We start from the raw sequence: 25,249 nt of genomic DNA, 5'->3' as shown, positions 1-25,249 counted from the left end.
AGGAAATCATGAGTGATCTCAGCAAATGGACGCCCTCGGACATGCTGGAACCGGTCCGCCGCTTCCTTGACGGTGATCTGTCCATAGCGCCAGGGATCAAGATCGAACAGTTCCAGGAGGGCACCACCCTGGTGGTGCGGGCGGAAGCGCCGGGGATCGACCCGGACCGGGACGTCGACGTCTCGGTCGGCGAGGGCGTGCTAAATATTGCGGTGGAGCGGCGGGAGTCGTCCGAGCACAAGAGCAAGGACGGTTACCGCTCGGAGTTCCGCTACGGCCGGGCCGCCCGGAGCATCGCGCTGCCCGCAGGGGTGAGGGAAGAAGACATCACCGCCACGTACAAGGACGGCGTCCTGGAAGTCCGCGCACCGGCGCCCAAGGTTGTGACCGGTGAAGCGACGACGAAGATCCGGATCGACCGCGGCTGACCCACCCCCGGCATGTTCAAGCCACGTGACGACGGAACTACGCCGCCGGGGCTTCTTTGTGGATGCTGAACAACTGTAATGGCGCGGTCCGCTGGCATGATGGATTGCAGACCCACAGTATTTGGACGTTTGGAACAAAGGAGCTCGTATGGGACTGCTGGAGAACAAGACTGCGATCGTGACCGGTTCGTCGCGCGGAATCGGCGCCGAAGTGGCCAAAATCCTCGCCGCCGAGGGTGCGGCCGTCGTCGTCAACTACCGCCAGAAGGCGCCGCGCGCCAACAAGGTCGTCGCCGAGATCGAAGCCGACGGCGGCCGTGCCGCGGCCGTCGGGGCGGACCTCACCACCCAGGAAGGCGTCCAGGCCCTCGCCAGCGCCGCGATGGAGAACTTCGGCTCGCTCGACCTCCTGGTCCTCAACGCCTCCGGCGGCATGGAGACGGGCATGGAAGAGGGCTACGCGCTGAAGCTGAACCGCGACGCCCAGGTGAACATGCTCAACGCCGCCGTCGCGCTGATGCCCCACGGCTCGCGCGTGGTCTTCGTGACCAGCCACCAGGCCCACTTCATCGACACGGTGCCCACCATGCCCGAGTACGAGCCCGTGGCCCGCAGCAAGCGCGCCGGCGAGGATGCACTCCGGGCACTGGTCCCGAACCTGGCCGAGAAGGGGATCACGCTCGTGGTCGTCTCCGGCGACATGATCGAGGGCACCGTCACGGCCACCCTGCTTGACCGGTCCAACCCCGGCGCCATCGAGGCCCGCCGCGCAGAAGCCGGCAAGCTGTACTCGGTCAAGGAGTTTGCCGCGGAGGTCGCCAAGATGGCCTCGGCCGAGGTCGAAACCGGCCACACGGAATACGTTGGCGGTGCGGATTATTTCGGTAAGACCGCAGACCAGGCAGCGGATAAGAGCTCCAGCTAGGCTCAGGCCGCCACGCGCGCCGGGATGGCGCGTAGAGAAGGCACGTCCCGGCAATGTTTGACTAAACATTGCCGGGACGTGCCTTCCCGGTTAATGCATCAGACTCCGGCGATATGCCGGACGGCGTCAAGATAGGGAAGGTTGACGGCGGCGTCCGCGGCAGCGCGGACGGCCGGCTTCGCGTTGAAGGCGATGCCGATCCCGGCGGCGCCCAGCATGTCGAGGTCGTTCGCGCCGTCGCCCACGGCGATCGTGTGTTCCATCGGGATGCCCTCGGCTGCAGCCCATTCGCGCAGGTACTTCTCCTTGGCCGCCCGGTCGATCACGTCGCCGAGCACCTTGCCGGTCAAGGCGCCGTCGACGATTTCGAGTTCGTTCGCGATCCAGTAGTGCAGCCCCAGGTCTTCGGCGATCGGCCGGAGGATCTGGTTGAAGCCACCGGACACGACGGCCACGGCATGGCCGGCGGCCTGGAACGCCGCCACCAGCTCGGCGGCGCCCTCGGTCAGCCTGACCTCGGCGCGGACCGACTCGACGACGTCCGCGGGCAGCCCCGCGAGGACCGCCACCCGGGCGTGCAGGCTCTGGGCGAAGTCCAGCTCGCCGCGCATGGCCGCCTCGGTCACCGCCGTCACTTCCTCGCGCTTGCCGGCGTAGGCGGCCAGGAGCTCGATCACTTCCTGCTGGATGAGCGTGGAGTCCACGTCCATGATGAGGAACTTCCGGGGCGCGCTGCGCAGTGCTGCCGGAACCAGCGCCGTGTCGACGCCCTCGATGCCGGCGGCCGCCAGCGCACGGCGCGCACCGTCCAGGCGGCCTTCCGCAACCGCGGCGGCTGTGGCGGCGTCGGCAGTCCGTCCGTCCCGTCCGGTGTCCGGGCGGCTGTCCACTCCGCCGGCCTGGGAGGCGCCCCGGGAGGAGTCCAGTGAGTCGTCCTGCACGCTGTCCAGGGCGCAGTCGACGGCATACACCTCGAAGCGGGCGTCGCCGGTCCGGGTTTCCGTCCCGACGCCCAGCCCGGCGGCCGTCAGGAGCGAACGCAGCCGCTGGATGTCGGGAAGGGACAGTTTCAGGCCGTAGCTCACTGCGGTCACGTTCGAACTCATGGCCTCAATCCTAGCGAGCGGGCGGCGCGCGGCCCGAATTCGTTGCGCCCGGGCGGGCGCCGCGTGACGCTCCACGGCAGGGCGCGGCGCCGGTTATCAGTCGCCCGCTTTTTTGTCCTAGTGTCTACTCCTATGAGTGATGTTCTTGAAATGGCCGGGGTCAGTGTTGTACGTGGGGCGAAGACGCTCCTGGACAAGGTCGACTGGCAGGTCAAAGAGGGCGAACGCTGGGTGATTCTGGGCCCCAACGGCGCCGGCAAGACCACGCTCCTCCAGCTGGCCGCGGCCCGCATCCACCCGACCTCCGGAATGGCGGGCATCCTCGAGGAAGTCCTCGGCGCCGTCGACGTCTTCGAGCTCCGCCCCCGGATCGGCCTGTCCTCCGCTGCGCTGGCCAGCCAGATCCCCGAGCACGAGAAGGTCCTCAACGTGGTGGTCACCGCCGCATATGGCGTGACCGGCCGCTGGCGCGAGGGCTACGAGAAGGACGACGAGCGGCGCGCCTTCGGGCTGCTGAACGAGTGGGGGATGGGCCCGCTGCTCAACCGCCCCTTCGCCTCGCTTTCCGAAGGGGAGCGCAAGCGCGTCCAGATTGCCCGCGCCCTCATGACCGATCCCGAGCTCCTGCTCCTGGACGAGCCGGCCGCGGGGCTCGACCTCGGCGGCCGCGAGGACCTGGTCCAGCGCCTGAGCGAACTCGCCCGCGACGACGCCGCCCCGGCGATCGTCCTGGTCACCCACCACCTCGAAGAAGTGCCGCCGGGCTTCACGCACGCGATGCTCATGCGCGACGGCGGCGTGGTGGCCTCCGGCCCGCTGCCGGAGGTCCTCACGGCGGAAAACCTGAGTGAAACGTTCGGCCTGCCGCTGGACGTCAGCGTCAACGCGGGCCGGTACACCGCGACCGCCAGCCGCTGACGGGGCTGCTGACCGCGCGTGGAGCTCCTCAATAGCGCCCTCATATTCTTCGCCGGGCTGTGGGCGGGCACCATCAACAGCGTCGTCGGATCCGGCACCCTGGTCACGTTCCCGGTGCTGATCGCCCTCGGCTACGCCCCCGTCACGGCCTCCATCAGCAACGCCATGGGGCTCGTGGCCGGCAACGCCACCGGCGCCTGGGGCTACCGGAAGGAACTCGAAGGCCGCGGCAAGCAGCTGCTCCGGCTCCTGCCGGCCTCGCTGCTGGGCGCCGTCACCGGGGCCTACCTGCTCCTGCACCTGCCCGAGATGGTCTTCTACTACGCCGCCCCCGTCCTGATCGTGCTGGCCCTGCTGATGGTGGTGTTCCAGCCGCGGCTGCAGCGGTGGGTGAGGAACCGCGAGGAGAACCCCGAGCACGCGATCAGGGACCGCCGCCACAGTGTCCTGCTGGTGGTGCTGGTGTACCTCGCCGGCGTCTATGGCGGCTACTTCGTCGCGGCCCAGGGCATCCTGCTGGTCGGCATCCTGGGCGTGTTCATGACCGGGACCATCCAGAACGCCAACGCGATGAAGAACTTCCTGGTCCTGGGCGTGAACGTGGTGGCCGCCGCCTCCTACCTCCTGTTCGCCTTCGACCGGATCGACTGGGGCGTGGTCGGGCTGATCGCCGTCAGCTCCCTGATCGGCGGCGTGATTGGCTCCAAGGTGGGGCGCCGGCTCTCCCCGGCGGTCCTGCGCGGGGTCATCTTCACCCTGGGCCTGGTGGCACTGGGATTCATGATCGCCAACCTGTTCAAATAGCCCCTTCCAACAGCCCCACAGGAATGACCTGCCCGTGACCTTTCACTTTCTCGAATCCGCCGACGACCCGCGGGTTGCGGACTACACGCAGCTCACCGACGTGCACCTGCGCAAAGTCCGGGAACCCGCCGAGGGCCTGTACATCGCCGAGTCCTCCCGCGTCCTGCGCCGGGCCCTGGCCGCCGGGCACCGGCCGCGGTCCTTCTTCCTGGCCGAGAAGTGGGCCGGGGACCTTGCCGATGTCTTTGAGCAGTTCCCGGACGTCCCGGCTTACATCGGCTCCGCGGCGCTGCTGGAGGAAATCACGGGCTTCCACCTGCACCGCGGCGCCATGGCCGCCATGCACCGGCCCGCCCCGGTGCCGCTGGCGGACCTGCTCGCCGGGGCCCGCCGGGTTGCGGTGCTGGAGGACATCGTGGACCACACGAACGTCGGGGCCATTTTCCGCTCGGCCGCGGCCTTGGGCGTGGATGCCGTCCTGGTCTCGCCGCGCTGCGGGGATCCGCTCTACCGCCGCAGCGTGCGGGTCAGCATGGGCACCGTGTTCCAGGTTCCGTGGGCCCGGCTGGAGGACTGGGCGGAAGGCCTGGCCGCGCTGCAGGAGCAAGGCTTCACCGTGGCGGCCATGGAACTCACGGATGACGCGGTGGACCTCGACGTGCTCGCGGCGCGCCGCCCGGAGCGGCTGGCCCTGGTGCTGGGCACGGAAGGCACGGGCATGAGCGAAGGAACCCTGGCCGCCGTCGACCTCGCAGTGAAAATCCCGATGCGCCCGGGCGTCGATTCGCTCAACGTCGCCGCGGCGTCGGCGGTGGCGTTCTGGGAGCTCCGCCCGAAGGACTGAGGCCCCTGCATCGTGCGGCGGCCGCGCCGCGCTGACGTGCGCCAATGGTGTTCGTCAGCGGTCCGGGGATCGGCTATCATTGATAGCTGGCCGTCCGGTGCTTTCCGCCGGCCATCCCATTCATACCTGGCAACTGGCAAAATCCAGTTGTGCGAACAAAGGTCCAATTATGAAGTCTAATACTCACCCGAAGTACGAAGCTGTTGTTTTCAACGACCTGGCTTCCGGCGTCAAGTTCCTGACCAAGTCCACCGTGTCTTCTTCGAAGACCATCGAGTGGGAAGACGGCAAAACCTACCCGGTCATCGACGTCGAAATCTCCTCCGAGTCCCACCCGTTCTACACGGGCAAGCAGCGCATCATGGACTCCGCAGGCCGCGTCGAGCGCTTCAACGCTCGCTTCAAGGGCTTCGGCGGCAAGAAGTAACTTTCTTCCCCAAGGTCTTACGGAAAGCCCGCACCGGCAACGGTGCGGGCTTTCTGCGTCTCTGCTGCCGTTCCGGCTAACCGGGCGACCCGGGTTCCCGGGTTCCCGGGTTCCCGGACGCATGCGGCAGGATGGAGGTCATGACATCCCATCCCGCGGCCACCGCCCCCAGCCCCGACGACGGCGGCGGCCGTCACCACGGCGAGTACAAGGTCCCGGGCGGCAAGCTCGTGGTCGCCGACTTCGACGTCGTCGACGGCGTCCTGGCCCACGTCTCGCTGAGCGGGGACTTCTTCCTCGAACCCGACGAGGCGCTGCCGGAGATTAACCGGGCGCTGACCGGGCTGCCCGTCGAGACCAGTGCCGCGGACATCGCGGACGCCGTGACGGCGGCGCTGCCCGAAGGCACCGTGCTGTTCGGTTTTTCCGCCGACGCCGTCGCCGTCACCGTCCGCCGCGCCCTGGCGAAGGCCACCGGCTGGGCGGACCACCACTGGAACATCATCGCCCCGTCCGTCCTGCCCACCCACGTCAACGTCGCACTGGATGAGGTCCTGACCGAGGAAGTCGGCGCCGGGCGGCGCAATCCCACCCTGCGGTTCTGGGACTGGGAGGAGCCCTCCGTGGTGATCGGCAGCTTCCAGTCCGTCCGCAACGAACTCCAGCCCGAAGGCGTGGCCCGGCACGGCATCAGCGTGGTCCGGCGGATCAGCGGCGGGGGAGCGATGTTCATGGAGGCCGGGAACTGCATCACCTACTCGCTGTACCTCCCGCAGACCCTCGTGGACGGCATCAGCTTTGCGGACTCCTACCGTTTCCTCGACGCCTGGGTGATGGCGGCCCTGGAAAAGGTTGGCATTAGCGCCTTCTACGTGCCGCTCAATGACATCGCCACCGAGCACGGCAAGATCGGCGGGGCCGCGCAGAAGCGGCTCGCCAACGGCGGGATGCTGCACCACGTCACCATGAGCTACGACATCGACGCCGAGAAGATGGTGGAGGTGCTGCGGATCGGCAAGGAGAAACTGTCCGACAAAGGCACCAGGAGCGCCAAGAAGCGCGTCGATCCGCTCCGCCGCCAGACCGGCCTGGCCCGCGCCGAAATCGTTGCGGCGATGATGGACGTCTTCGCCGAACGCTACGGCGCAACACCCTCCGTCCTCACCGACGCCGAGCTGGAGGCGGCCCGCCGCCGCGTGGAGACCAAGTTCGGCACCGCGGAGTGGCTGCACCGGGTCCCGTAACGGCCAGTTCCAAAGCGGCCCGGTCTACCCCATCGGCTGCTCCCCACCGGCACCCTCGCCTCGCACGCTCGGCCAGGGGCCCAGCTGCCGGCGTGGGCCCAGCTGCCGTTTTCAGCCGTCAAAAGGGCCGTTACGGAGCAGTCGATGGTGCCTGGGCCGGTGCTGTCAGTGCCTGCGCCCTGAGGGAACGGTGCAGCTGGCTGCGCTGTTCGATGATGATCCGGCGCAGGGCACGCGGCGCATCAGGGTGGGCGGCCAGCCACTGGTCGGTGCGGACAATCACGGCGTGGGTTTCGGGCGTTCCGCCGTCCAGGTCCTGTGCCGCGGGGTAGAAGCCGCGGATAATCCGGCTGGCGATCTCGATGCTCCGGTCCGCCCAGACGTCCTCGAGGGATTCGAAGTACGGGTCGATGAACCCGGCCAGCAGGGAGACCGCGCCGGTGTTGAATCCGGCAATCGTGGCGCCGAGGAGCTGGTTGGACAGGCCGGTGCCGTGGACGGCGGCCTCCCAGGCGGCCGCCTTGACGGATGCCTCGGGGCGCGCGGCGAGGGCCGTGGCGTGCCCGGACTTGCCTGCCGCCGTGTTGTCCCGGGCGAGCTCCTGGTCGAGCTGCTCCTGCGGGGCCTGGCCGTTGGCTGCCAGCGCATGCCAGAGATTCCAGCGCAGTTCGGCGTCCACGGCGAGGCCTTCGATCACCGTGCTGCCGTCCAGGATGCCCCTGAGCAGGTCCAGCCGGCCGGCGTCGTAGCGGCTGGTTGCGGCAAGGGTCCGGGCCCAGGCCAATTGCTGGTCGGAACCCGGCGCTGCCGCGTGCAGCTGTTCGGCGGCCGTGGTGAGGAAGCCGTGGCGCACGGCATCGCGCTGGCCCCGGGGCACGTAGCGTTCCACCGCCGTCGAGGCATTGCCCAGCACATTGAGGAGGACGCCGATGCCCGGCTCGGCGGGCCCGAAGCGCTCGACGGCGTCGACGTAGAGTGCGGCCGGTGTGACGGCATCCCGGGCCGAGTCCCACAGCGCCGTCCAGCACAGCGCCCGCGCCATGGGGTCGTCCAGCTTGTCCAGGGAGCCGCGGACAGTGGCCTCGGAATGCGGGTCCAGCCGGACCTTGGCGTAGCTGAGGTCCTCGTCATTGACCAGCAGCAGCGCAGGGCGCGGTTTGCCGGCCAGCGCGGTCACATCGGTCCGGGCGCCGCGGACATCGGTCTCGACGCTGTCAGTGCGGACCAGGGCGCCGGCGTCGTCGAAATCGTAGAGGCCGACCCGCAGCCGGTGCGGGCGGGGCTCCTGCCGGCCGGTGGTGGGATCCACGGCGTCCTGCAGGACGGCGACGGAGCTGAGCGCGCTGCTGTCTTCGGTGGATTCGGTGATCTCGCTGGACAGGGTGGAGATGCCGGAGGTCTGGAGCCATTGGCGGGCCCATTCGCTGAGGTCGCGGCCGGACGCGGCGCTGAGGGCGGCCAGCAGTTCGGCGAGGGTGGTGTTGCCGTAGGCGTGGTCCCGGAAGTACTGGCGGGACCCGGCGATGAAGGCTTCGAACCCGACGTAGGCCACCAGCTGCTTAAGCACCGATGCGCCCTTGGCGTAGGTGATGCCGTCGAAGTTCTGCTTCGCGGCTTCCAGGTCCGGGATGTCGGCGACGATCGGGTGGGTGGTGGGCAGCTGGTCCTGGACGTAGGCCCACGCCTTGCGGTTGTTGGCGAAGTTCACCCAGGCCGTGTCCCAGTCCGTGGTCCGGTCCACGCCGAGGGTGCCCATGTAATCAGCGAAGGATTCCTTGAGCCACAAATCATCCCACCACTTCATGGTGACGAGGTCCCCGAACCACATGTGCGCCATCTCGTGCAGGAGCGTGTTGGCGCGGGCCTGGTACTGCGAATCGGCGGCCCGGGAGGTGAAGACGTAGCTTTCAGTGAAGGTCACCAGGCCCGGGTTTTCCATGGCGCCGAGGTTGTACTCGGGGACGAACGCCTGCTCGTATTTGCCCCACGGGTAAGGGAAATCAAAGAGTTCGTTGAAGAAGGACAGCCCGTTCCTGGTGAGGCGGAACAGGGCGTCGGTGTCGAAGGACGCGGCCATGGAGGCGCGGCAGTAGAGCGCCAGCGGTACGTCCAGAACGGTGCCGTCGGCGAGCGTGCCGCGCCAGGCGTCCTCGGCCTTGAAGTACGGTCCGGCGAGGACGGTGGTGATGTAGGTGGACATCGCCTTGGTGGGCGCGAAGTCCCAGCGGCTCGTGGCGGGATCACTCGTCAGTTGGGTGCGCAGCACCTCGGCGCCGTTGGAGGACACCTGCCAGTCGGAGGGGGCCATGACGTGGAAGGTGAACTCGGCCTTCAGGTCGGGCTGTTCGAAGTTCGCGAACACCCGGCGGGCGTCGGCGGGTTCATACTGCGTGTAGAGGTAGCACTGGCCGTCGGCGGGGTCGACGAAGCGGTGCATGCCTTCACCGGAGGTGCTGTACAGGGCGGTTCCCGTGATGGTGACCTGGTTCTCCGGCTGCAGGTTTTCGAGCCGGATCCGGGAACCGTCCACGACGTCGGCGACGGCGAGTCCCTTGCCGTTGAGGAAGACGCTGTGCACGCTGCCGGCGATGAAATCCACGAAGGTCGTCGCGCCGGGTTCGCTGGCCGAGAAGGAGATGATGCTGCGGCTCGTGTAGCCGGCGACGTTCGGGTCGGCCGCCTGCCGGACGTCGAGGGAGACATCGTAGCTGTGAGTGGTGATGAGGGCGGCGCGGTCCGCGGCCTCGTCGCGGCTCAGATTCTGGTTTGACACCCCGCTATCTAATCACGGGAGCGTGTGTGCCCGGTCACGCCGGCGGGAACATCAGGAAGGCGGCCGCCAGGCCCAGCAGGGCGATCAGCAGCCAGGACGCCAGCGCGGCCAGCAGCGCGCGTGCGCCGGTGTGCAGCAGCTGGCCCACCCGGACGGCGGAGCCCAGCCCGAATAGCGCCATGCCGAGCAGCAGGTCCTGGCCGGCGGCGGCCGCGTCCAGGGCCGCGGGGGAGAGCCACCCGGTGGTGCGCAGGCCCGCCAGGGCCACGAATCCGAGGACGAACAGCGGGACCACCGGGGGGCGCTTGGCGCCGTCGGCTGCGGTGCCCAGCCGGTGATGGAAGCCCGCGGCGGCGACCATCGGTGCCAGCAGGATCACCCGGGTGAGTTTGACGACGACGGCGACGGCCAGCGCCGCGGTGCCGGCGGTCTGGGCGGTGGCGACCACCTGCCCGACGTCGTGGACGGAGGCGCCGGTCCACGCCCCGAAGATCTCCGGACCCAGGCCCAGCGGCCGCGCGAGCAGCGGCAGCACACCGATCGCCAGCGTGCCGCACAGGGTCACGAGTGCCACCGGCAGCACGGTTTCTTCCTGCCGGATTCGGCGCACGGCGGCCATCGCCCCGATCGCTGACGCCCCGCAGATGGCGAATCCCGTGGCCACCAGCAGCGCCACGCGGGGCGGCAGCCGGAAGAGCCTGCTGATTCCGTACGTCCCGGCGAAAGCGGCCAGCACGACGGCGGTCACGAGCAGGAGCGCAGCCCAGCCCAGGCCCAGCACATCGCCGAGGCTGACTTTCAGCCCCAGCAGCACGATCCCGGCCCGCATGAGGTGCTTGCCGGCGAAGTCCAGCCCGGGCCGCGCCGGCCCGGCGGTCCAGCCAGACACGCCCGGCAGGTTGGCCGCCAGCAGCCCGAGGAGCACGGCCATTGTCATCGCCGGCAGCGCGGGAAGGAGCAGGTGGGCGGCGACGGCGACGGCGACGGCCGCCGCGGCGCCGGCCAGGCCTGGCGCGGCGTCTGTCAGGGCTGAGGCGGGGGCGGATCTCTTGGGGGGCACGCCCCTACATTGCCGTACCCGGCCGGAAAACCCGTAACCGCGGCCGTCCCGGCAGGCGGCCCGGACTGCGCGGCCAGCACTGAGCGCCGCGCCGCGGGCCGCCGAAATGATTTCGCAACAAAAAAGTGGTTGGCTAGTGACCATGTCTGACCTATTCCAGGAATACTCCGAGGCCGCCGGCCGCACCGGCGCCTACGACGAGATGTTTGCCCCCGGCCAGCAGGCCCGGAGATCTTACGGGCAGGTGGCCCTGGCCCTGCGCGAACTCTCGTTGGCTGACGTCAGCGCCCGCGCCGATTCCATGGCCCGGACCTTCCTGGACCGCGGCGTGACCTTCGACTTCGCGGGTGAGGAACGGCCCTTCCCCCTGGACATCGTCCCCCGCGTGATCCCCGCCGATGAGTGGAGCGTGCTGGAACGCGGTGTGGCCCAGCGCGTCCGTGCCCTTGAAGCCTTCCTCAATGACGTCTACGACAAGATGACCGTGGTGTCCGACGGCGTCATCCCGCGCCAGCTCGTCACGACGAGCGCGCACTTCCACCGCCAGGTGCACGGCTTTGAGCCGGCCGGCGGCGTCCGGGTCCACATTTCCGGAATCGACGTCGTCCGCGACGCCGAGGGCACGTTCCGGGTCCTGGAGGACAATGTGCGCGTACCCTCGGGCGTCAGCTACGTCCTCGAGAACCGCCGGGCCATGGCCAAGGGCCTGCCCGAGGCTTTCGGCCAGCAGCTCATCCGTCCGGTCGAGGAGTACCCCCGCCGGCTCCTGTCCGCCCTGCGGAAGACGGCGCCCTCCGGCGTCGACGATCCCACCGTGGTGGTCCTGACCCCCGGCGTGTTCAACAGCGCCTACTTCGAGCACACCCTGCTCGCCGGACTCATGGGTGTCGAACTCGTCGAGGGCCGCGACCTCATCTGCCGCGGCAACCGGGTCTACATGCGCACCACCGCGGGCGAGCAGCGCGTGGACGTCATCTACAAACGCATCGACGACGAATTCCTGGACCCGCTGCAGTTCCGTGCCGACTCCATGCTCGGCTGCCCCGGCCTGGTCAACGCCGCCCGCGCCGGCGGCGTCACGATCGCCAACGCCGTGGGCAACGGCGTCGCCGATGACAAGCTGGTCTACAGCTACGTGCCCGACCTCATCCGGTACTACCTCAACGAGGAGCCCGTGATCGCCAACGTGGACACGTTCCGGCTCGAAGAGAAGGAAGCCCGGGAACACGTCCTGGACCGCCTGGACGAGCTCGTGGTCAAACCGGTGGACGGCTCGGGCGGCAAGGGCCTCGTGATCGGCCCGGACGCGTCCAGGGAGGAACTCGACGCCCTGCGCAAGCGGATCATCGCCGACCCCCGCGGATGGATCGCCCAGCCGGTCCTGCAGCTGTCCACGGTGCCGACGCTCAGCGGCGACAAGTTCGGCCCCCGCCACGTGGACCTCCGCCCCTTCGCCGTCAACGACGGCGAGGACGTCTGGGTTCTCCCCGGCGGACTGACCCGCGTGGCGCTCAAGGAGGGCTCGCTGATCGTCAATTCCAGCCAGGGCGGCGGTTCCAAGGACACCTGGGTCCTGGCCGATTCCCCGCAGGTCCCCGTCGAAGTGATCCCGCGACCCACCATCGCAGTCCGCGAGCGGGTTTCGGTCTGGCCGGTGGAGAGCAACTGGCGCGACAGCCAGAAAGAGCAGCAACAGCAGCAGCAGATTTCTGACGCGCAGGAGGTAACCGCGAATGCTTAGCCGTATTGCCGAGTCACTGTTTTGGATCGGCCGCTACGTGGAACGGGCCGACGGCACCGCCCGGATCCTCGACGTCCACCTCGAACGGCTCAACCATCTGCCCATGGAGGAACAGCGCAGCGTGGCGCAGGAACTCCTCGCCGTCATGGGTGCCCGCGCACAAAGCGACGATTTCGGCCTGCCCGAACTGCTCAACGCCCTCGCCTACGACAAGCAGAGTGCCACCTCCATTGCCGGTTCCCTCGGTGCCGCACGGGAAAACGCCCGCCGAGCCCGCGAGACCGTCTCCTCCGGGCTCTGGGAAAGCCTCAACACGACCTACTACGGGCTCAACCAGCACCGCAAGGACGTGGTGGGCACCTACCGGTTCTGCAACTGGGTCCTGGAGCGCACCGCCATGGTCAGCGGCCTCGCCGACACCACCGTCAGCCACGACGAGAGCTGGCAGTTCCTGGTCCTGGGCCGGTCGCTGGAGCGTGCGGACATGACCGCGCGCATGCTCTCCACCCGCGATGTCCTCTCGGCCGGCATGTCCTGGGTGAACATGCTCCGCTGCGCCGGGGCCTACGAATCCTTCCTGCGGACCCGCCGGGCTGCGTTCGGGGACCAGCACGCGGCCGAATTCCTGCTGCTGGACCGGCTGTTCCCGCGGTCCATCGTCTACGCGCTGCGCGACGCCGACGAGTGCCTGGCGAAGCTCGACCCCTCGGCCCAGCGCGTCGGCTTCATCAACGACGCCCGCCGGATCGTCGGGCAGGCCCGCACCTTCCTGGAGTTCCACCGCACCGATGACCTCATGTCGGAGCTGCCGGAGCACATGGAGCGTGTGCAAAAGGCCGTGTCGCAGGCCTCGGACGCCATTTCCCGTAAGTACTTCAATCAGGCAGACGAACTGGCCTGGGTGGGAGAAGTTTCATGACCCGGCTGAACATCGTCCACAAGACGGCCTACAAGTACAACAAACGCGTGACCCTGTCCTACAACGAGGCCCGGATGACCCCGCTGACGGACCCGCAGCAAGTGGTACTGGAGTCCTCCATGAAGGTTTCGCCCTCGCAGGCGGCCCTGAGCAGCTACCGCGACTACTGGGGCACCCGGGTGACCGCCTTCGACATGCAGATGCCGCACGAGCACCTCGAGGTGCTGTCCACCACCACCGTCGAGGTGCACCGGGTCGAGAAGATCGCAACCGAGGCCGACATCGTCGGCTGGGACGTCCTGGCCGCACCGGAAACCCTGAACCAGTTCAGCGACTGGATTCCCCAGTCCCAGCTGACAGGTCCCGGCTCCGAGGTGCTCGCCATCATTCCCGGCGTCGTCGAGGGGAAATCGCCGCACGAGGCCGCCATGGCGGTCTTTGCCTGGATGCGCGGTGAAATGACCTACATGAAGGGCTCCACCGGCGTCACCACCAACGCCGAACAGGCGTGGAACCAGCGGCAGGGCGTCTGCCAGGACCTGGCGCACCTCGCCATCGGGTCACTGCGCAGCTGCGGTATCCCGGCCCGCTACGTGTCCGGTTACCTTCACCCGCGTTCGACGGCGGAGCTCGGCGAGACAGTTGCCGGCCAGTCGCATGCGTGGCTCGAGTGGTGGGACGGCGAATGGCGCAGCTGGGACCCGACCAACCACAAACCCGCGGGGGACTTCCACGTCACCGTGGCCCGGGGCCGCGACTACCGCGACGTGCCGCCGCTCAAGGGCATCCTGTCCGGCGGCGGGGGATCGGCCCTCAGCGTCAGCGTGGAGATCACCCGCGTCGCCTGACCGCACGCCGCGCCCCACGTTGCGCTATCAGATCGGGTTGCCCTGAAGCCCTCAGGGCAACCCGATCTGAAAGCGCAAGATGTGTTTTTAGGGGGGGCGGATTATTCGAGGCCGGAGCGCGTGGCGTCGTCCAACGGCGTCCACCACGTCTGGGGCGGCACCACCTTGAACCGCCGGCCCGTGACGGTGTCCGGCGCAATCCGGACGAAATGTTCCTTCTTTCCGGCCTGCCACGGGAACAGCAACAGACCCACCGTATCCATGACTTCCTGGGGGTTCTGCACCGGCGCGGCCTGGCCCTTGATGACGACGCTCCAGGCGACTCCGGTGTCCGCGTTGATGCCGTCGGCCTCCAGCGCCACCGGCGTGCCGCCGGTGGCCGCCTGCAGCTTGGTGCCCTCCGCGGTGCGAAACACCAGCGTGCCGTGGTCCACTTTGTAGTTAATGGGGAAAATGTCGGGATGGTCGTCCACCCAGACCGCCAGCCTGCCGACGGAGACGCTGCGCAACAGCCGCCAGCATTCGTGGTGGTCGAGGTCTTCGACGGCGTGGGTCTGGTCCTTTGGCTCGTGACGGCCAGGGCTCGATTCAGTGCTCATGCCGGCGAGCGTACGCGGCCGGGCTGACGGCGGCTAGGGCAAATGGACCCAGCCGCCGGGTTAATCTGCGAATTCTGAGGCTTTCCTGAGTAGTTCGCGGTATTCTGGCAAAAGGCCGTCAGCGTCTACATTGGCCGGAGCGAATGGGGGCAATGACATGCATTCAGCGGGTGAGGGCTCAGGCCATACCGTGTCCGAACCAAATCCCGTCGTTGAGGAACTGCTGATGGGGTTCGGCGCCCGGACGGAAGAGCTGCTCCAATCCAAGGAACGCATCACCGGCCTGCTGGAAGCCGTCGTCGCCCTGGCCGAGGACCTGAGCCTGGATGCCGTCCTGGAACGCGTCGTCGAATCGGCCTGCCGGTTGTTGCACGCCAGGTTCGGCGCCCTTGGCGTCATCGGTGATGACCACGCGCTCAGCCACTTCATCACTGTCGGCATCGATGGCCAACTGGCGCGTCAGATCGGTCCGCTGCCGACCGGCCACGGCGTCCTCGGCCTCCTGATCACAGACCCGCGGCCGCTCCGGCTGCATGAATTGAATAAGCACCCCGAGGCCTACGGGTTCCCCGCGCACCACCCTCCCATGCAGTCCTTCCTGGGGGTACCGGTCCGCGTCCGGGACGTGGTGTTCGGCAACCTCTACCTCACGGAAAAAGAAGGCGGAGACGACTTTTCCGCCGAAGACGAGGCCCTGGCCGTCGCCTTGGCCGCAGCGGCCGGCGTCGCCATCGAAAATGCCCGGCTCTACGACGACGCCCGCCGCCGGGCACGCTGGCTGGAGGCCTGCATGGACGTCTCCGGGCTGATGTTGAGCACGGACCGCGACTACACCTCGGGCGGCCTGGACCCGATAGCCGGCCGCGCGCTCCAGGAGTCCGCGTCCTCACTCGCCCTCCTGGTGGCCCCCGCCGCCAACGCCATGGCCCACGTGGTGATCGGCGTTGCCGGTGAGCGCGGCACGGCGTTTTCGGGACGGTCACTGCATTTGGAGTCAAATCTCCTGGAAGGTGTCCTCGAAGGCGGCGAGCCAGTGCTGTTCGACGACGCATCCGAAGTGTTGGGGGAGGTCGACGGTGCAGTCACCGGCCCGCTGCTGGCAGTGGCCCTGAGTACCCAGGGCGCCCACCATGGCCTCCTGCTGCTGGCACGGGACAAGGAGTCGGTGCGCTACGCCCGGACCGACATCGAAATGGGGGCCGTCTTCGGCTCCCACGTGGCCCTCGCCTTGGAACTTGCCCGGGTGCACCGGCTGCGCGAGGAGCTTCTGGTCTTCACCGACCGCGACAGGATCGCCCGGGACCTGCATGACCTCGTCATCCAGCGGCTGTTCGCCGCCGGGCTGAGCGTACAGAGCCTGACCCGTTTCACCAAGGAGGATCTGGCGCTGGAGCGCATCCGCAACATCACCGGCGAACTCGACGAAGCGATCCGCAGCCTGCGCGACACCATTTACTCGCTCAAGAGCAACACAGGCGAGATCGAACTGCTGAGCGGCCGGATCCGTCGGGTCACTCGCAGTTCGTCCAAGTCCATGCCGTTCCCGCCGCGCCTGACCATCACGGGACCCGTGGATGCCGTGACACCGGACAAGGCCGACAACGTCGTGGCCGTGGTTTCCGAGGGGCTCAGCAACGCCATCCGGCACTCCGGGGCGGATACAATCTCGGTCTCGGTTGCGGTCGTCAAGGGCAGGGTGACGGTGGTGATCAGCGACAACGGCGCCGGATTCACTCAACCCGAAAAACGCAACGGGCTAAGCAACCTCGAGGACCGGGCGCGCATGCTCGACGGCGAATGCACCATCACGAGCGTGCCCGACTCCGGTACCAGCCTGGAATGGTCGGTGCCCCTGTAACCGGCACGCCCGAAGGTCCGGTTTCCGCGGAGCCTATCCGACGCTGCGGGGCCGGATTACTTCGCCGGTCCTCCCGCCGGCGGCCGCCGGAAATGCCGGGCTGGCGATGAAGACGGCTGCCTGCGTGCGGCGTTCGAATCCGAGCTTGGCCAGCAGGGACGACACATAGTTCTTGACGGTCTTTTCCGCCAGGAACATTTCGGCGGCAATCTGCCGGTTGGTCAGTCCGCCGCCCACCAGCTCCAGGACCTTGCGTTCCTGGGGCGTGAGGGAGGAGGTGCGCGGGTCGACCTCTTCGGCCTCCACCAGGCTGTCCACGACGCCGGCGGCCACGCCTTCCTCGAAGAGGGACTCGCCCGCTGCTGCCCGCCGCAGGGCGCCGATCAGGTCCGTGCCGCCGATCTCCTTCAGCACGTATCCGCGTGCCCCGGCCAGGACGGCGCCGCGCAGGGCCTGTTCGTCGTCGAAGCTCGTCAGGATGATGCAGTTCAGGGACGGGTCCACCGACCTCACGTCCCGGCAGACCTCGATGCCGGTTCCGTCCGGCAGACGGGCGTCCAGCACACAGACATCAGGATGCAGCGCGGGAATCCGCCGGGTCGCCTCCACCGCGGATCCGGAACTGCCGACGACGGCAAACCCCTCGCCTTCGAGAAGTTCCTGCAGCCCGCGCCTGACAAGTTCGTGATCATCAAGGATAAAGACGCGGATCACCGCCTGCCCGCCATCAGGTGCAGTGAGACCTGCGTCTGCCCAGGCAATCATGATTCTCCCGTCCGGCCGCTCGCGCGACCGCTCGATACTGTTAATGACACCATGCTCTTTGTCACGAGATGCTGTCCTTCGTCTGCTGACCCCAGCCTCTGCCATTCTTGTGCACCGGGGCGGCGCGGACAAGGGTCATAGTGCCCAACAGGCCGCCTCCGGCCAGTCGCCCGGAACGTTTTCGGGTGGCCCGCCAGCCGGGCTGCGTGCATGCCCTTTGGCCCTAGGCGTCATGCCGGCCGAAGGAAATCATGGGAGCGTCGCCATCTGGCGCGGGAAGCTCGGCCGGTACGAGGGCAAAGGATTGCGATGAACGAAGTCAGGGACGTCCGGAAGATCGTGGTAGGCGTTGACGGCTCGGACGCTTCGGTGTCCGCGTTGCGGCATGCGCAGGCCCTCGCGGTGCCCCTGGCCGCCAAGGTCGTCGCAGTGGCATGCTGGGACTACCCGCCGGTGTACGACGGCTATGTCGCCGTCGGCATCGAGGACTTCGACGTCCGGGCCGGGGAAATCCTGGCCGAGGCGGTGGCGAAGGCCTTCGGCCCGGACACCCCGGACAACGTCGAGGCCCGCCTCATCCAGGGGCACCCCCGCCGCGTGCTGATCGAGGAGAGCAAAGCCGCGGACATGCTTGTTCTGGGCCGCCGCGGCCACGGCGGATTCGGTGGACTGTTACTGGGATCTGTGAGTTCCGCCTGTGTGGCACATGCGCATTGCCCGGTGCTGGTGGTCCACTCGCCAGAACACGGCTGACGCCGCAATCCTGCCGGGAGGGTGCCCGGGGGTTCTATTCGAAGGTGGCCCGGCGCGGATCCGCGAGCCGGGTGGTCCACACATCGGGCCGGTTGACCTTGAAGCGTCGTCCGGTCAGGGCTTTGGGCGCCACCCGCACGTAGTAGGCCTTCTCGCCGGGCTGCCAGGGCTCCAGGAGCAGGGAGTCAATTTCGTCCTTCTCCTCCTGGCTCTCGATGACCTCGGCTTCCCCGCGCGCCATTACGCTCCAGGCCGTCTCGTCGCGGGCGTCGTAGCCGTCGATCTCAAATGCAACCGGCTTGCCTGTGATCGCGCCCCACAGCTTCGTGCCGCCGGCGGTGCGGAAGGCAATCGCCCGCCGTTCGAGGACGAAATTCACCGGGAAGATCTCCGGATGGTTGTCTACGATCAGCGCTACGCGCCCCACAACTTCGGTGTCGAGCAGCGCCCAGCACTGGTCCATGGTCAGCGAGTATTCCGGCGAGGGCGTGGTTGAGTCCATGTCGAGCCACACTACGGGCCGGCCCGGACCCCGATTAGGGCCATAGGTCCCGCAGCGGACACGTAAGTGACGGACGCCGCGGCCCGCCGGCGCCGGTCACCAGGGACTGGGCTTGTAGTCCTTGAGGAACACGCCGTACTGGTCCTCGCCGGATTCGCCCATCACGATAGGGTCGTACACGCGGGCGGCGCCGTCAACTAGGTCCAGGGGCGCGTGGAAGCCCTCTTCCATGAGGCGGACTTTGGTGTAGTGCGGCCGCTCGTCCGTGATCCAGCCGGTGTCCACGGCCGTCATGAGGATGCCGTCGGCGTCGAGCATTTCCTGGGCGCTGGTTCGCGTCATCATGTTCAGCGCCGCCTTGGCCATGTTCGTGTGCGGGTGCCCGGGGCCCTTGTAGGCGCGGGAGAACTGGCCTTCCATGGCGCTGACATTGACGATGTACTTCCGCCGCGCGGTGGAGCGCTTCATGGCCCCCCGCAGCCGGCTGACCAGCAGGAACGGAGCCGTCACGTTGCACAACTGCACTTCGAGCATCTCCAGCGGGTCCACTTCGTCCAGCACCTGGGTCCAGCTGTTGATGGTGGCGAGGTCCGGGACCAGTCCGCCCGCGTCGATCGCGGTGCCGGAGGCAATCCGCTCCAGCGACGCCGACCCGGTGGACAGGGCCAGGGACGTGATCGCGTCCCCGGCCAGCACGGGATGGTCGAGCACGCTGCTGGCGAGGGCAAGCGGGTGCTTGTCGTGGGCGTGGCCGAACGTGACAAGCTCCGGGCCCCCGTTGGCAGCCTGGAGGGCGGCGGGCAGCGGCTCGTCCTCGGCGTCGACGAGCGGCTTGTAGGCGTTGCCGGAGCGCCGCACGGTCTGGGCCGCGTTGTTGATGATGATGTCCAGCGGTCCTGCGGCATCCAGGGAATCCGTCAGGGCCATCACCTGGGACGGGTCACGGAGGTCGATGCCCACGATCCGGAGCCGGTGCAGCCAGTCGGCGCTGTCCTCCATCGCAGCGAAGCGGCGGGCGGCGTCCTTCGGGAACCGGGTGGTGATGGTGGTGTGCGCACCGTCCCGGAGGAGCCGGAGCGCGATGTACATGCCGATCTTCGCCCGGCCGCCGGTCAGGAGGGCCCTGCGGCCGGTGAGATCGGTGCGGGCGTCGCGCTTGCTGTGGCTGAACAGGGCGCACTCGGGGCACAGCTGGTGGTAGAAGGCATCCACCTGGGTGTAGTGCTGCTTGCAGATGTAGCACGGCCGGGACCTGATCAGGTGGCCGGCGATTTCCCCGGTGGCGGACGTGGCGAGCTTGTTGCCGCGCGTCTCGTCGTCGATCCTGTCGGGGGCCGCCGTCGCCGTCTGTGCGATCACGGCGCGGTCCGCCTCGGCGATCTCATCGCGCTTGCTGACCCGCCGGTGGCGCTTGACGGCCTTGAACATCTTCCCGGTGGCGCGGCGCACTGAGACGTAGTCCGGGTGCTCCTCGTCATAGGCGTGGATCGTGTTCAGGACCTTCAGGCAGGCCTGGATTTCCTCCGGGGTCAGTCCGGCGAGATCAGACCCGGCAAGACCAGATTCGGCAGAGGGAAAGTCGGAGGACAGATCGGGGGAGCTCATTGCCCTAATTTTACAGGGTGCGGGGAGCCCGGCCGGACGTGCCTGCCGGGCCCCCGCCTGCCTATGCCGTGGGTGAGTGCTTGACCGGTGCGTCTGTGCCCACAGCTGCGGCCTGCACGTCGGCAACCTTGTCCACGGACTCCCGCAGCTCAGGCCAGTTCTCGGTGGCGGTCCGGACGGCGTCGGGCACCAGGCGCAGGTTGGCCGCGGAGAGCGCCCTTTCCGCGTCGCTGGGGTCCGGGACGTGCTGGCCCTTGGACAGGACCGTGATTCCGGAGTCGGTGACCTTGAACCCGCGGGCTCGGTCCAGTTCGGGGTCGAGCCCGATCGTGGCCCCGGCCGGAATCCTGACGTTCTTGTCGATGATGGCGCGTTTGATCACGGCGCCTTCGCCGACATTGACCTTGTCCATCAGGACCGAGTCCAGGACCCGGCTCGAGGTGCCCACGTAGACGTCGTTGGAGAGCACGGAGCCTTCCACGATGCCGCCGGAGACGACGACGCCGCTGGCCACGATGGAATCCAGTGCCGTGCCCACGGTGTTGGACTTGCCGCGGACAAACTTGGCCGGCGGAGAGATGGTCTGGCGGGTGTAGATCGGCCACTCGGAGTTGTAGAGGTTAAACACCGGGACGGGGGAGATCAGGTCCATGTGGGCGTCGTAGAACGAATCGATGGTGCCGACGTCGCGCCAGTAGGTGCGGTCCCGTTCGGTGGACCCGGGAATGTCGTTGAGGGTGAAGTCGTAGACACCGGCCTCGCCCTGGTTCACGAAGTAGGGAATGATGTCCCCGCCCATGTCGTGCTTGGTATCGAGGCGCTCGGCGTCCACGTGGAGGGCTTCGATCAGGGCATCGGCGTCGAACACATAATTGCCCATGGAGGCCAGGAACTGGCTGGGGTCGGCCGCGAGGCCGGGAGTCGACGACGGCTTCTCCACGAACGCGGCAATTTTGTCCGGGTTGTCCGCATCGGTTTCGATCACGCCGAACTGGTCCGCCATGTGCAGCGGCTGGCGGACCGCGGCGACCGTGGCCTTGGCCCCGCTCGCGACGTGCTGCGCCACCATCTGGGAGAAGTCCATCCGGTAGACGTGGTCTGCGCCGACCACGACCACGATGTCGGGGTTGGCGTCGTGAATGAGGTTCAGCGACTGATAAATGGCGTTGGCGCTGCCGAGGAACCAGCTCTTGCCGACGCGCTGCTGGGCCGGAACCGAGGCCACATAGTTGCCGAGTTGGGTGGACATCCGCCACGTTTCGGAAATGTGCCGGTCAAGGCTGTGGGACTTGTATTGCGTCAACACCACAATTTGCAGATAGCGGGAATTCACAAGATTTGAAAGGGCAAAGTCAATGAGCCGGTAGCTTCCGGCAAACGGGACACCAGGCTTGGCCCGGTCCGCCGTCAACGGCATGAGCCGGTTTCCCTCGCCACCTGCGAGGACAATTGCCAAAACTCTCTTTTGATGCGGCATGGTGATAGCTCCTGAACGCCTTCGTTACTCCCCAATACAGTCCGGCATGCCCGAACGTCTTCACACTAGATCAGTTCCACCGTAACGACTACCTTGGTGCATGTGCGAATAGATATTGTGACCAAAGAATTCCCGCCGGAAATTTATGGCGGCGCCGGTGTCCATGTGGCCGAGCTCAGCCGGGTGCTGGCCCAACGCGTGGACCTTCAGGTGCGTGCCTTCGGCGCGCCCCGCGAGCCCGGGTATCACGGAGCGACTGTCACGTCGTATCCCGTGCCCGAAGACCTGGGCTCTGCAAACGCCGCCATCCAGACCCTCGGGGTGGACCTGAGGATCGTTCCGGACATCGCCGGCGCGGACCTGGTCCACTCCCACACCTGGTATGCCAACATGGCCGGACACATCGCGTCGCTGCTCCACGGCATCCCGCATGTCCTCAGCGCGCACAGCCTCGAGCCGCTGCGCCCGTGGAAGGCCGAGCAGCTCGGTGGCGGCTACGCGGTGTCCTCCTGGGTGGAAAAGACCGCCTACGAGGCCGCGGCCGCCATCATCGCCGTCTCGGAAGGCATGCGCCAGGACATCCTGCGCAGCTATCCGGACGTTGACCCGGCCAAGGTCAAGGTGGTCCACAACGGCATCGATGTCAGCCAGTGGAACCGGGACGAGGCTGATGACATCATCCGTCCGCTCGGAATCGATCCGGAGCGCCCCAGCGTTGTTTTTGTGGGCCGGAACACCCGGCAGAAGGGCGTGCCGTACCTGTTGCGGGCCGCCGCCAAGCTCCCGGCCGACGTCCAGCTGGTGTTGTGCCTCGGTGCCGCGGACACCCCGGAACTGGCGGCCGAGACGGCACGCCTGATCGAGGAGCTGCAGAGCCAGCGCAGCGGCGTGATCCTGATCGAGCGGATGCTGCCCCGCAACGAGGTCATCCAGGTGCTCAGCCACGCGACCGCGTTCGCGTGCCCGTCCATCTACGAACCGCTGGGCATCGTCAACCTTGAGGCGATGGCGTGCGGTGCCGCCGTGGTGGCCAGCGCCACCGGCGGTATCCCGGAGGTCGTCGAGCACGGCAAGACCGGACTGCTTGTTCCGATCGAGCAGGTCACGGACGGCACCGGAATCCCTCTGGACCCGGAGAAGTTCGTCACCGACTTTGCCGAGGCCCTCATCGAAGTGGTGTCCGATCCTGCCCGGGCCCGCGCCATGGGCGAAGCCGGCCGGCGCCGGGCCGAGGAGCACTTCTCCTGGGAATCCATCACGGAGACCACGCTCGAGGTCTACCGCTCGGTGCTCCAGCAGGGCTCCTGACCCCGCGACGGAACAGCACCACAGCGTCACTGCACTGCGGAGTCACTGCACTACAGAGTCACTGCACTGCGACGACGGCGCCGCCCCGGCTGAGGGGGCGGCGCCGCCGTCGCATTTCGGCTGGGTCAGCCGCGGGTCTTGGTGCCCTGGGCCTTGGTGCCGTGAGCTTTTGTGCCGTGAACGGCGCGGGCAAGCAGGATCTTTTCGTCCAGTGGCGCCTGGCCGCTGGCCCGCTGCTTGCGGAAGTAGTCCCGGGCCTCGTCCTGGCGGACCTTCTCCGCGCCGGTGGAGATCTCAGCGCGGAGGTGCTCCGGGCCGTACCCGAACGCGTCCACCAGGTCCAAGGCGTGCGGACGGATCTTCACGAGCAGGCGGTTGATGTATTCGCCCACAGTGCGTCCGCGCTGCATCGACAGCCTGCCGTTCATGAGGTACCAGGACAGGTTCTTCTCGATCAGGGACAGGCCGAAGAGATCGCGCAGCCACGTCAGGACTTTGTGCGTGCCCGGGTCTGTCACCTTGCCCAGGGCCTCGGTAAAGGCTTCCCACTGCAGCAGCTCCGCATGGGCCTGGGCGGCTTCGATGAGTTCGTGCTGGTGGGCGTTGAACAAGGCGGCGCCCTGCTGCTGCGGGAGCTTGTTCGCGCCCTTGAGGGCCGTGGCCACCTCCGCGACCATGGTCTGGACGCGGTCCGTAAGCAGGGTCCGCTGGCTTGCTTCGTCCTTGATCGCCAGCGCCGCCTTCTGCACTGATCCGGTGTCGGCCACGAACTGGGCGACGCCGCGTAGTCCGGTGCGGTGGATCGCCGCACCGGTGGCCTGGCCCACGACGTAGCGGGCCAGCACGCCGACGTTGACGGTGCGGAATTCCTTGGCGTAGTCCGCCAGCAGGCGCTTGGCGACCAGCTGCAGCAGGACGGTGTTGTCGCCTTCGAACGTGGCGTAGACGTCGAGGTCGGCGCGGAGCGAGGCGAACCGGTTCTCAATCAGGAATCCGGCACCACCGCAGGCCTCGCGGCATTCCTGCAGCGTATCCAGGGCGTGCCAGGTGCTCAGCGGCTTCAGGGCCGCGGCCAGGGTTTCGAGGTCCTGGCGGTCCTGGTCGGTGTCGTGGCGGCCGGAGAAGACATCGTCGAATTTCTGCAGCAGTTGCTCGCTGGCGAAGCTGGCGGCGTACGTGGTGGCCAGCCGGGTGAAGAGCCGGCGCTGGTGCCGCTGGTAGTCCAGCAGCACTTCCTCGTCGGTCTGGGAGGAGGCATTGAACTGCCGGCGTTCGGTGGCGTACTGGATGGCGGTTTTCAGGGCCAGCTTCGACGCCGTCACGGCGGCGCCGTCGAGGGAGACCCGGCCCTGGACCAGCGTGCCGAGCATGGTGAAGAAGCGGCGGCCCGGGCTGGCGATGGGGGACGTGTAGTTGCCCTCGGGGTCGACGTCGCCGTAGCGGTTCAGGAGGTTGGTGCGGGGGATCCGGACGTTGGTGAAGTGAAGCCGGCCGTTGTCGATGCCGTTCAGGCCGCCCTTGACCCCATCGTCCTCGCCCCCGATGCCCGGCAGGAACTCCTTGGTCCCGGGGTCCCGGAGGTCCATGTAGAACGCGTGCACGCCGTGGTTGACGCCCTTTGTCACCAGTTGGGCGAACACGACGGCGGCCAGGCCATCGGTGGCGGCGTTGCCGATGTAGTCCTTCCACGCTGCCCGGAACGGCGTGTGGACCACGAACTCCCCGGCGGCGGGGTCGTAGGTGGCGGTGGTGGCAATGCTGGCCACGTCGGAGCCGTGCCCGGTCTCGGTCATGGCGAAGCAACCCGGGATCTCCAGGCTCATGATGCCGGGCAGCCATTTCTCGTGGTGTTCCGCGGTGCCGAGGTGGTTCACTGCGGAGCCGAACAGGCCCCACTGCACGCCGGCCTTGATCTGCAGCGACGGGTCGGCGATGACCAGTTCCTGGAAGCCGGCCACGTTGCCGCCGTGGTCATCGGAGCCGCCCATGGACTCCGGGAAGGCGCGGTGGACGGCCCCGTTGTCCACCAGGATCCTGAGCTGCCCGAAGACGCGCCGGCGGTGTTCTGTGTGGGTCTGGCCCTCGATCTTGTGCAGTTCCGGGCGGCCGGCGAGGCCCCTGGACTTCAGCCGGATGTCGGCCCACTTGCCGAGCAGCTGTTCGCCAAGGGCCGCGACGTCGACGGCGGGCGCCTCAGGGGTACCGGGCTGGCCGGAACGGCCGGTTGCCGTGGTTGCCGCCGGCTGTTGTGGTTGCGGCCGGCGCCGGGGTGCGTTGCCGGTGGTACGGTCGGCTAGTTCAGTCATGTCGCTTCCTTCTGTGGTTCTGACAATCTTTAGTGCTGA

Annotated in this window: 22 protein-coding genes; 13 read left to right on the top strand and 9 right to left on the bottom strand. The window is 67.8% G+C overall.

The window, feature by feature from the left end; all coding sequences use genetic code 11:
• Positions 1-8: 8 nt before the first annotated feature.
• A complete protein-coding gene (locus AC1DBX_RS02805; RefSeq protein ID WP_028275538.1) occupies positions 9-428 on the top strand; it encodes an Hsp20/alpha crystallin family protein in 420 nt (139 codons plus the stop codon).
• A gap of 148 nt (positions 429-576) precedes the next feature.
• The gene (locus AC1DBX_RS02800; protein ID WP_476855909.1) at positions 577-1,353 is read left to right on the top strand and encodes an SDR family oxidoreductase; all 777 of its coding nucleotides are present in this window, start codon (positions 577-579) and stop codon (positions 1,351-1,353) included.
• Positions 1,354-1,451: 98 nt separating this feature from the next.
• Here AC1DBX_RS02800 and serB read toward each other — a convergent pair whose 3' ends face one another.
• Complete coding sequence (gene serB / locus AC1DBX_RS02795) at positions 1,452-2,459, bottom strand: phosphoserine phosphatase SerB (RefSeq protein WP_476931031.1); 1,008 nt, start codon at positions 2,457-2,459, stop codon at positions 1,452-1,454.
• Between the two features lie 132 nt (positions 2,460-2,591).
• Between serB and AC1DBX_RS02790 the strand changes: the two genes are divergently transcribed.
• The 5 genes from AC1DBX_RS02790 (at position 2,592) to AC1DBX_RS02770 (ending at position 6,696) form a co-directional block, all read left to right on the top strand.
• Positions 2,592-3,377, top strand: a complete 786-nt coding sequence (locus AC1DBX_RS02790) for an ABC transporter ATP-binding protein (RefSeq protein ID WP_026266341.1) — start codon at positions 2,592-2,594, stop codon at positions 3,375-3,377.
• Positions 3,378-3,395: 18 nt separating this feature from the next.
• Positions 3,396-4,181 (top strand): sulfite exporter TauE/SafE family protein, encoded by a 786-nt coding sequence (locus AC1DBX_RS02785; protein WP_476931030.1) that lies wholly within the window; start codon positions 3,396-3,398, stop codon positions 4,179-4,181.
• A gap of 34 nt (positions 4,182-4,215) precedes the next feature.
• Positions 4,216-5,025: a TrmH family RNA methyltransferase gene (locus tag AC1DBX_RS02780; protein ID WP_476931029.1), complete on the top strand. Its 810-nt coding sequence runs from the start codon at positions 4,216-4,218 to the stop codon at positions 5,023-5,025.
• A 169-nt stretch (positions 5,026-5,194) separates the two neighbouring features.
• Positions 5,195-5,452 carry a type B 50S ribosomal protein L31 gene (locus AC1DBX_RS02775; RefSeq protein WP_476849644.1) on the top strand — a complete coding sequence of 86 codons (258 nt, stop codon included), beginning with the start codon at positions 5,195-5,197 and terminating at the stop codon, positions 5,450-5,452.
• Between the two features lie 140 nt (positions 5,453-5,592).
• Entirely contained in the window at positions 5,593-6,696 is a 1,104-nt protein-coding gene (locus tag AC1DBX_RS02770; protein ID WP_476931028.1) for a lipoate--protein ligase family protein, read from the top strand.
• A gap of 130 nt (positions 6,697-6,826) precedes the next feature.
• Here AC1DBX_RS02770 and pepN read toward each other — a convergent pair whose 3' ends face one another.
• Together pepN and AC1DBX_RS02760 are read right to left on the bottom strand one after the other, a co-directional pair.
• Positions 6,827-9,469 carry an aminopeptidase N gene (gene pepN / locus AC1DBX_RS02765; RefSeq protein WP_476931027.1) on the bottom strand — a complete coding sequence of 881 codons (2,643 nt, stop codon included), beginning with the start codon at positions 9,467-9,469 and terminating at the stop codon, positions 6,827-6,829.
• A gap of 34 nt (positions 9,470-9,503) precedes the next feature.
• A complete protein-coding gene (locus AC1DBX_RS02760; RefSeq protein WP_476931026.1) occupies positions 9,504-10,529 on the bottom strand; it encodes a YeiH family protein in 1,026 nt (341 codons plus the stop codon).
• A gap of 142 nt (positions 10,530-10,671) precedes the next feature.
• Between AC1DBX_RS02760 and AC1DBX_RS02755 the strand changes: the two genes are divergently transcribed.
• The 3 genes from AC1DBX_RS02755 to AC1DBX_RS02745 are packed head-to-tail and all read left to right on the top strand — an operon-like array spanning position 10,672 to position 14,037.
• Entirely contained in the window at positions 10,672-12,270 is a 1,599-nt protein-coding gene (locus tag AC1DBX_RS02755) for a circularly permuted type 2 ATP-grasp protein (RefSeq protein WP_476858586.1), read from the top strand.
• Positions 12,263-13,189, top strand: a complete 927-nt coding sequence (locus AC1DBX_RS02750; RefSeq protein ID WP_026266338.1) for an alpha-E domain-containing protein — start codon at positions 12,263-12,265, stop codon at positions 13,187-13,189. The genes AC1DBX_RS02755 and AC1DBX_RS02750 overlap by 8 nt, the downstream gene beginning before the upstream one ends.
• Positions 13,186-14,037 (top strand): transglutaminase family protein, encoded by an 852-nt coding sequence (locus tag AC1DBX_RS02745; RefSeq protein ID WP_476855902.1) that lies wholly within the window; start codon positions 13,186-13,188, stop codon positions 14,035-14,037. Before AC1DBX_RS02750 ends, AC1DBX_RS02745 begins: the two co-directional genes overlap by 4 nt.
• Before the next feature lie 101 nt (positions 14,038-14,138).
• On the opposite strand, the gene AC1DBX_RS02740 is transcribed toward AC1DBX_RS02745, so the two are convergent.
• Positions 14,139-14,636: a pyridoxamine 5'-phosphate oxidase family protein gene (locus tag AC1DBX_RS02740; RefSeq protein WP_476850950.1), complete on the bottom strand. Its 498-nt coding sequence runs from the start codon at positions 14,634-14,636 to the stop codon at positions 14,139-14,141.
• Positions 14,637-14,793: 157 nt separating this feature from the next.
• Between AC1DBX_RS02740 and AC1DBX_RS02735 the strand changes: the two genes are divergently transcribed.
• Positions 14,794-16,494: a GAF domain-containing sensor histidine kinase gene (locus AC1DBX_RS02735; protein WP_476855901.1), complete on the top strand. Its 1,701-nt coding sequence runs from the start codon at positions 14,794-14,796 to the stop codon at positions 16,492-16,494.
• Between the two features lie 33 nt (positions 16,495-16,527).
• On the opposite strand, the gene AC1DBX_RS02730 is transcribed toward AC1DBX_RS02735, so the two are convergent.
• The gene (locus AC1DBX_RS02730; RefSeq protein ID WP_026538734.1) at positions 16,528-17,259 is read right to left on the bottom strand and encodes a response regulator; all 732 of its coding nucleotides are present in this window, start codon (positions 17,257-17,259) and stop codon (positions 16,528-16,530) included.
• Positions 17,260-17,568: 309 nt separating this feature from the next.
• Between AC1DBX_RS02730 and AC1DBX_RS02725 the strand changes: the two genes are divergently transcribed.
• Complete coding sequence (locus AC1DBX_RS02725; protein WP_476855900.1) at positions 17,569-18,012, top strand: universal stress protein; 444 nt, start codon at positions 17,569-17,571, stop codon at positions 18,010-18,012.
• A gap of 34 nt (positions 18,013-18,046) precedes the next feature.
• Here the strand turns inward: AC1DBX_RS02725 and AC1DBX_RS02720 are convergent, their stop codons facing one another.
• The 3 genes from AC1DBX_RS02720 to glgC all read right to left on the bottom strand — a co-directional run bounded on the left by AC1DBX_RS02720 (position 18,047) and on the right by glgC (position 21,596).
• Positions 18,047-18,514 (bottom strand): pyridoxamine 5'-phosphate oxidase family protein, encoded by a 468-nt coding sequence (locus tag AC1DBX_RS02720; RefSeq protein WP_079549614.1) that lies wholly within the window; start codon positions 18,512-18,514, stop codon positions 18,047-18,049.
• A gap of 96 nt (positions 18,515-18,610) precedes the next feature.
• Complete coding sequence (locus AC1DBX_RS02715; RefSeq protein ID WP_476886559.1) at positions 18,611-20,119, bottom strand: SDR family NAD(P)-dependent oxidoreductase; 1,509 nt, start codon at positions 20,117-20,119, stop codon at positions 18,611-18,613.
• Between the two features lie 61 nt (positions 20,120-20,180).
• On the bottom strand, positions 20,181-21,596 hold the full coding sequence (gene glgC, locus AC1DBX_RS02710; protein WP_476931025.1) for a glucose-1-phosphate adenylyltransferase: 1,416 nt from the start codon (positions 21,594-21,596) through the stop codon (positions 20,181-20,183).
• Between the two features lie 102 nt (positions 21,597-21,698).
• Between glgC and glgA the strand changes: the two genes are divergently transcribed.
• A complete protein-coding gene (gene glgA / locus AC1DBX_RS02705) occupies positions 21,699-22,904 on the top strand; it encodes a glycogen synthase (RefSeq protein ID WP_476850944.1) in 1,206 nt (401 codons plus the stop codon).
• A 125-nt stretch (positions 22,905-23,029) separates the two neighbouring features.
• Here the strand turns inward: glgA and AC1DBX_RS02700 are convergent, their stop codons facing one another.
• Positions 23,030-25,210 (bottom strand): acyl-CoA dehydrogenase family protein, encoded by a 2,181-nt coding sequence (locus AC1DBX_RS02700; RefSeq protein ID WP_476931024.1) that lies wholly within the window; start codon positions 25,208-25,210, stop codon positions 23,030-23,032.
• Positions 25,211-25,249 lie beyond the last annotated feature (39 nt).

Source organism: Arthrobacter sp. 10N44_2 (genome assembly GCF_056394385.1).
This window is presented reverse-complemented; position numbering and strand designations above follow the sequence as displayed.

What these genes read in the sequence shown, in the direction of transcription:
- AC1DBX_RS02805 (WP_028275538.1), top strand. Translation starts at nt 9, where the DNA reads ATGAGTGATCTCAGCAAATGGACGCCCTCGGACATGCTGGAACCGGTC.
- AC1DBX_RS02800 (WP_476855909.1), top strand. Translation starts at nt 577, where the DNA reads ATGGGACTGCTGGAGAACAAGACTGCGATCGTGACCGGTTCGTCGCGC.
- serB (WP_476931031.1), bottom strand. Translation starts at nt 2,459, where the DNA reads ATGAGTTCGAACGTGACCGCAGTGAGCTACGGCCTGAAACTGTCCCTT.
- AC1DBX_RS02790 (WP_026266341.1), top strand. Translation starts at nt 2,592, where the DNA reads ATGAGTGATGTTCTTGAAATGGCCGGGGTCAGTGTTGTACGTGGGGCG.
- AC1DBX_RS02775 (WP_476849644.1), top strand. Translation starts at nt 5,195, where the DNA reads ATGAAGTCTAATACTCACCCGAAGTACGAAGCTGTTGTTTTCAACGAC.
- AC1DBX_RS02770 (WP_476931028.1), top strand. Translation starts at nt 5,593, where the DNA reads ATGACATCCCATCCCGCGGCCACCGCCCCCAGCCCCGACGACGGCGGC.
- AC1DBX_RS02755 (WP_476858586.1), top strand. Translation starts at nt 10,672, where the DNA reads ATGTCTGACCTATTCCAGGAATACTCCGAGGCCGCCGGCCGCACCGGC.
- AC1DBX_RS02750 (WP_026266338.1), top strand. Translation starts at nt 12,263, where the DNA reads ATGCTTAGCCGTATTGCCGAGTCACTGTTTTGGATCGGCCGCTACGTG.
- AC1DBX_RS02745 (WP_476855902.1), top strand. Translation starts at nt 13,186, where the DNA reads ATGACCCGGCTGAACATCGTCCACAAGACGGCCTACAAGTACAACAAA.
- AC1DBX_RS02740 (WP_476850950.1), bottom strand. Translation starts at nt 14,636, where the DNA reads ATGAGCACTGAATCGAGCCCTGGCCGTCACGAGCCAAAGGACCAGACC.
- AC1DBX_RS02735 (WP_476855901.1), top strand. Translation starts at nt 14,794, where the DNA reads ATGCATTCAGCGGGTGAGGGCTCAGGCCATACCGTGTCCGAACCAAAT.
- AC1DBX_RS02730 (WP_026538734.1), bottom strand. Translation starts at nt 17,259, where the DNA reads ATGATTGCCTGGGCAGACGCAGGTCTCACTGCACCTGATGGCGGGCAG.
- AC1DBX_RS02725 (WP_476855900.1), top strand. Translation starts at nt 17,569, where the DNA reads ATGAACGAAGTCAGGGACGTCCGGAAGATCGTGGTAGGCGTTGACGGC.
- AC1DBX_RS02720 (WP_079549614.1), bottom strand. Translation starts at nt 18,514, where the DNA reads ATGGACTCAACCACGCCCTCGCCGGAATACTCGCTGACCATGGACCAG.
- AC1DBX_RS02715 (WP_476886559.1), bottom strand. Translation starts at nt 20,119, where the DNA reads ATGAGCTCCCCCGATCTGTCCTCCGACTTTCCCTCTGCCGAATCTGGT.
- glgC (WP_476931025.1), bottom strand. Translation starts at nt 21,596, where the DNA reads ATGCCGCATCAAAAGAGAGTTTTGGCAATTGTCCTCGCAGGTGGCGAG.
- AC1DBX_RS02700 (WP_476931024.1), bottom strand. Translation starts at nt 25,210, where the DNA reads ATGACTGAACTAGCCGACCGTACCACCGGCAACGCACCCCGGCGCCGG.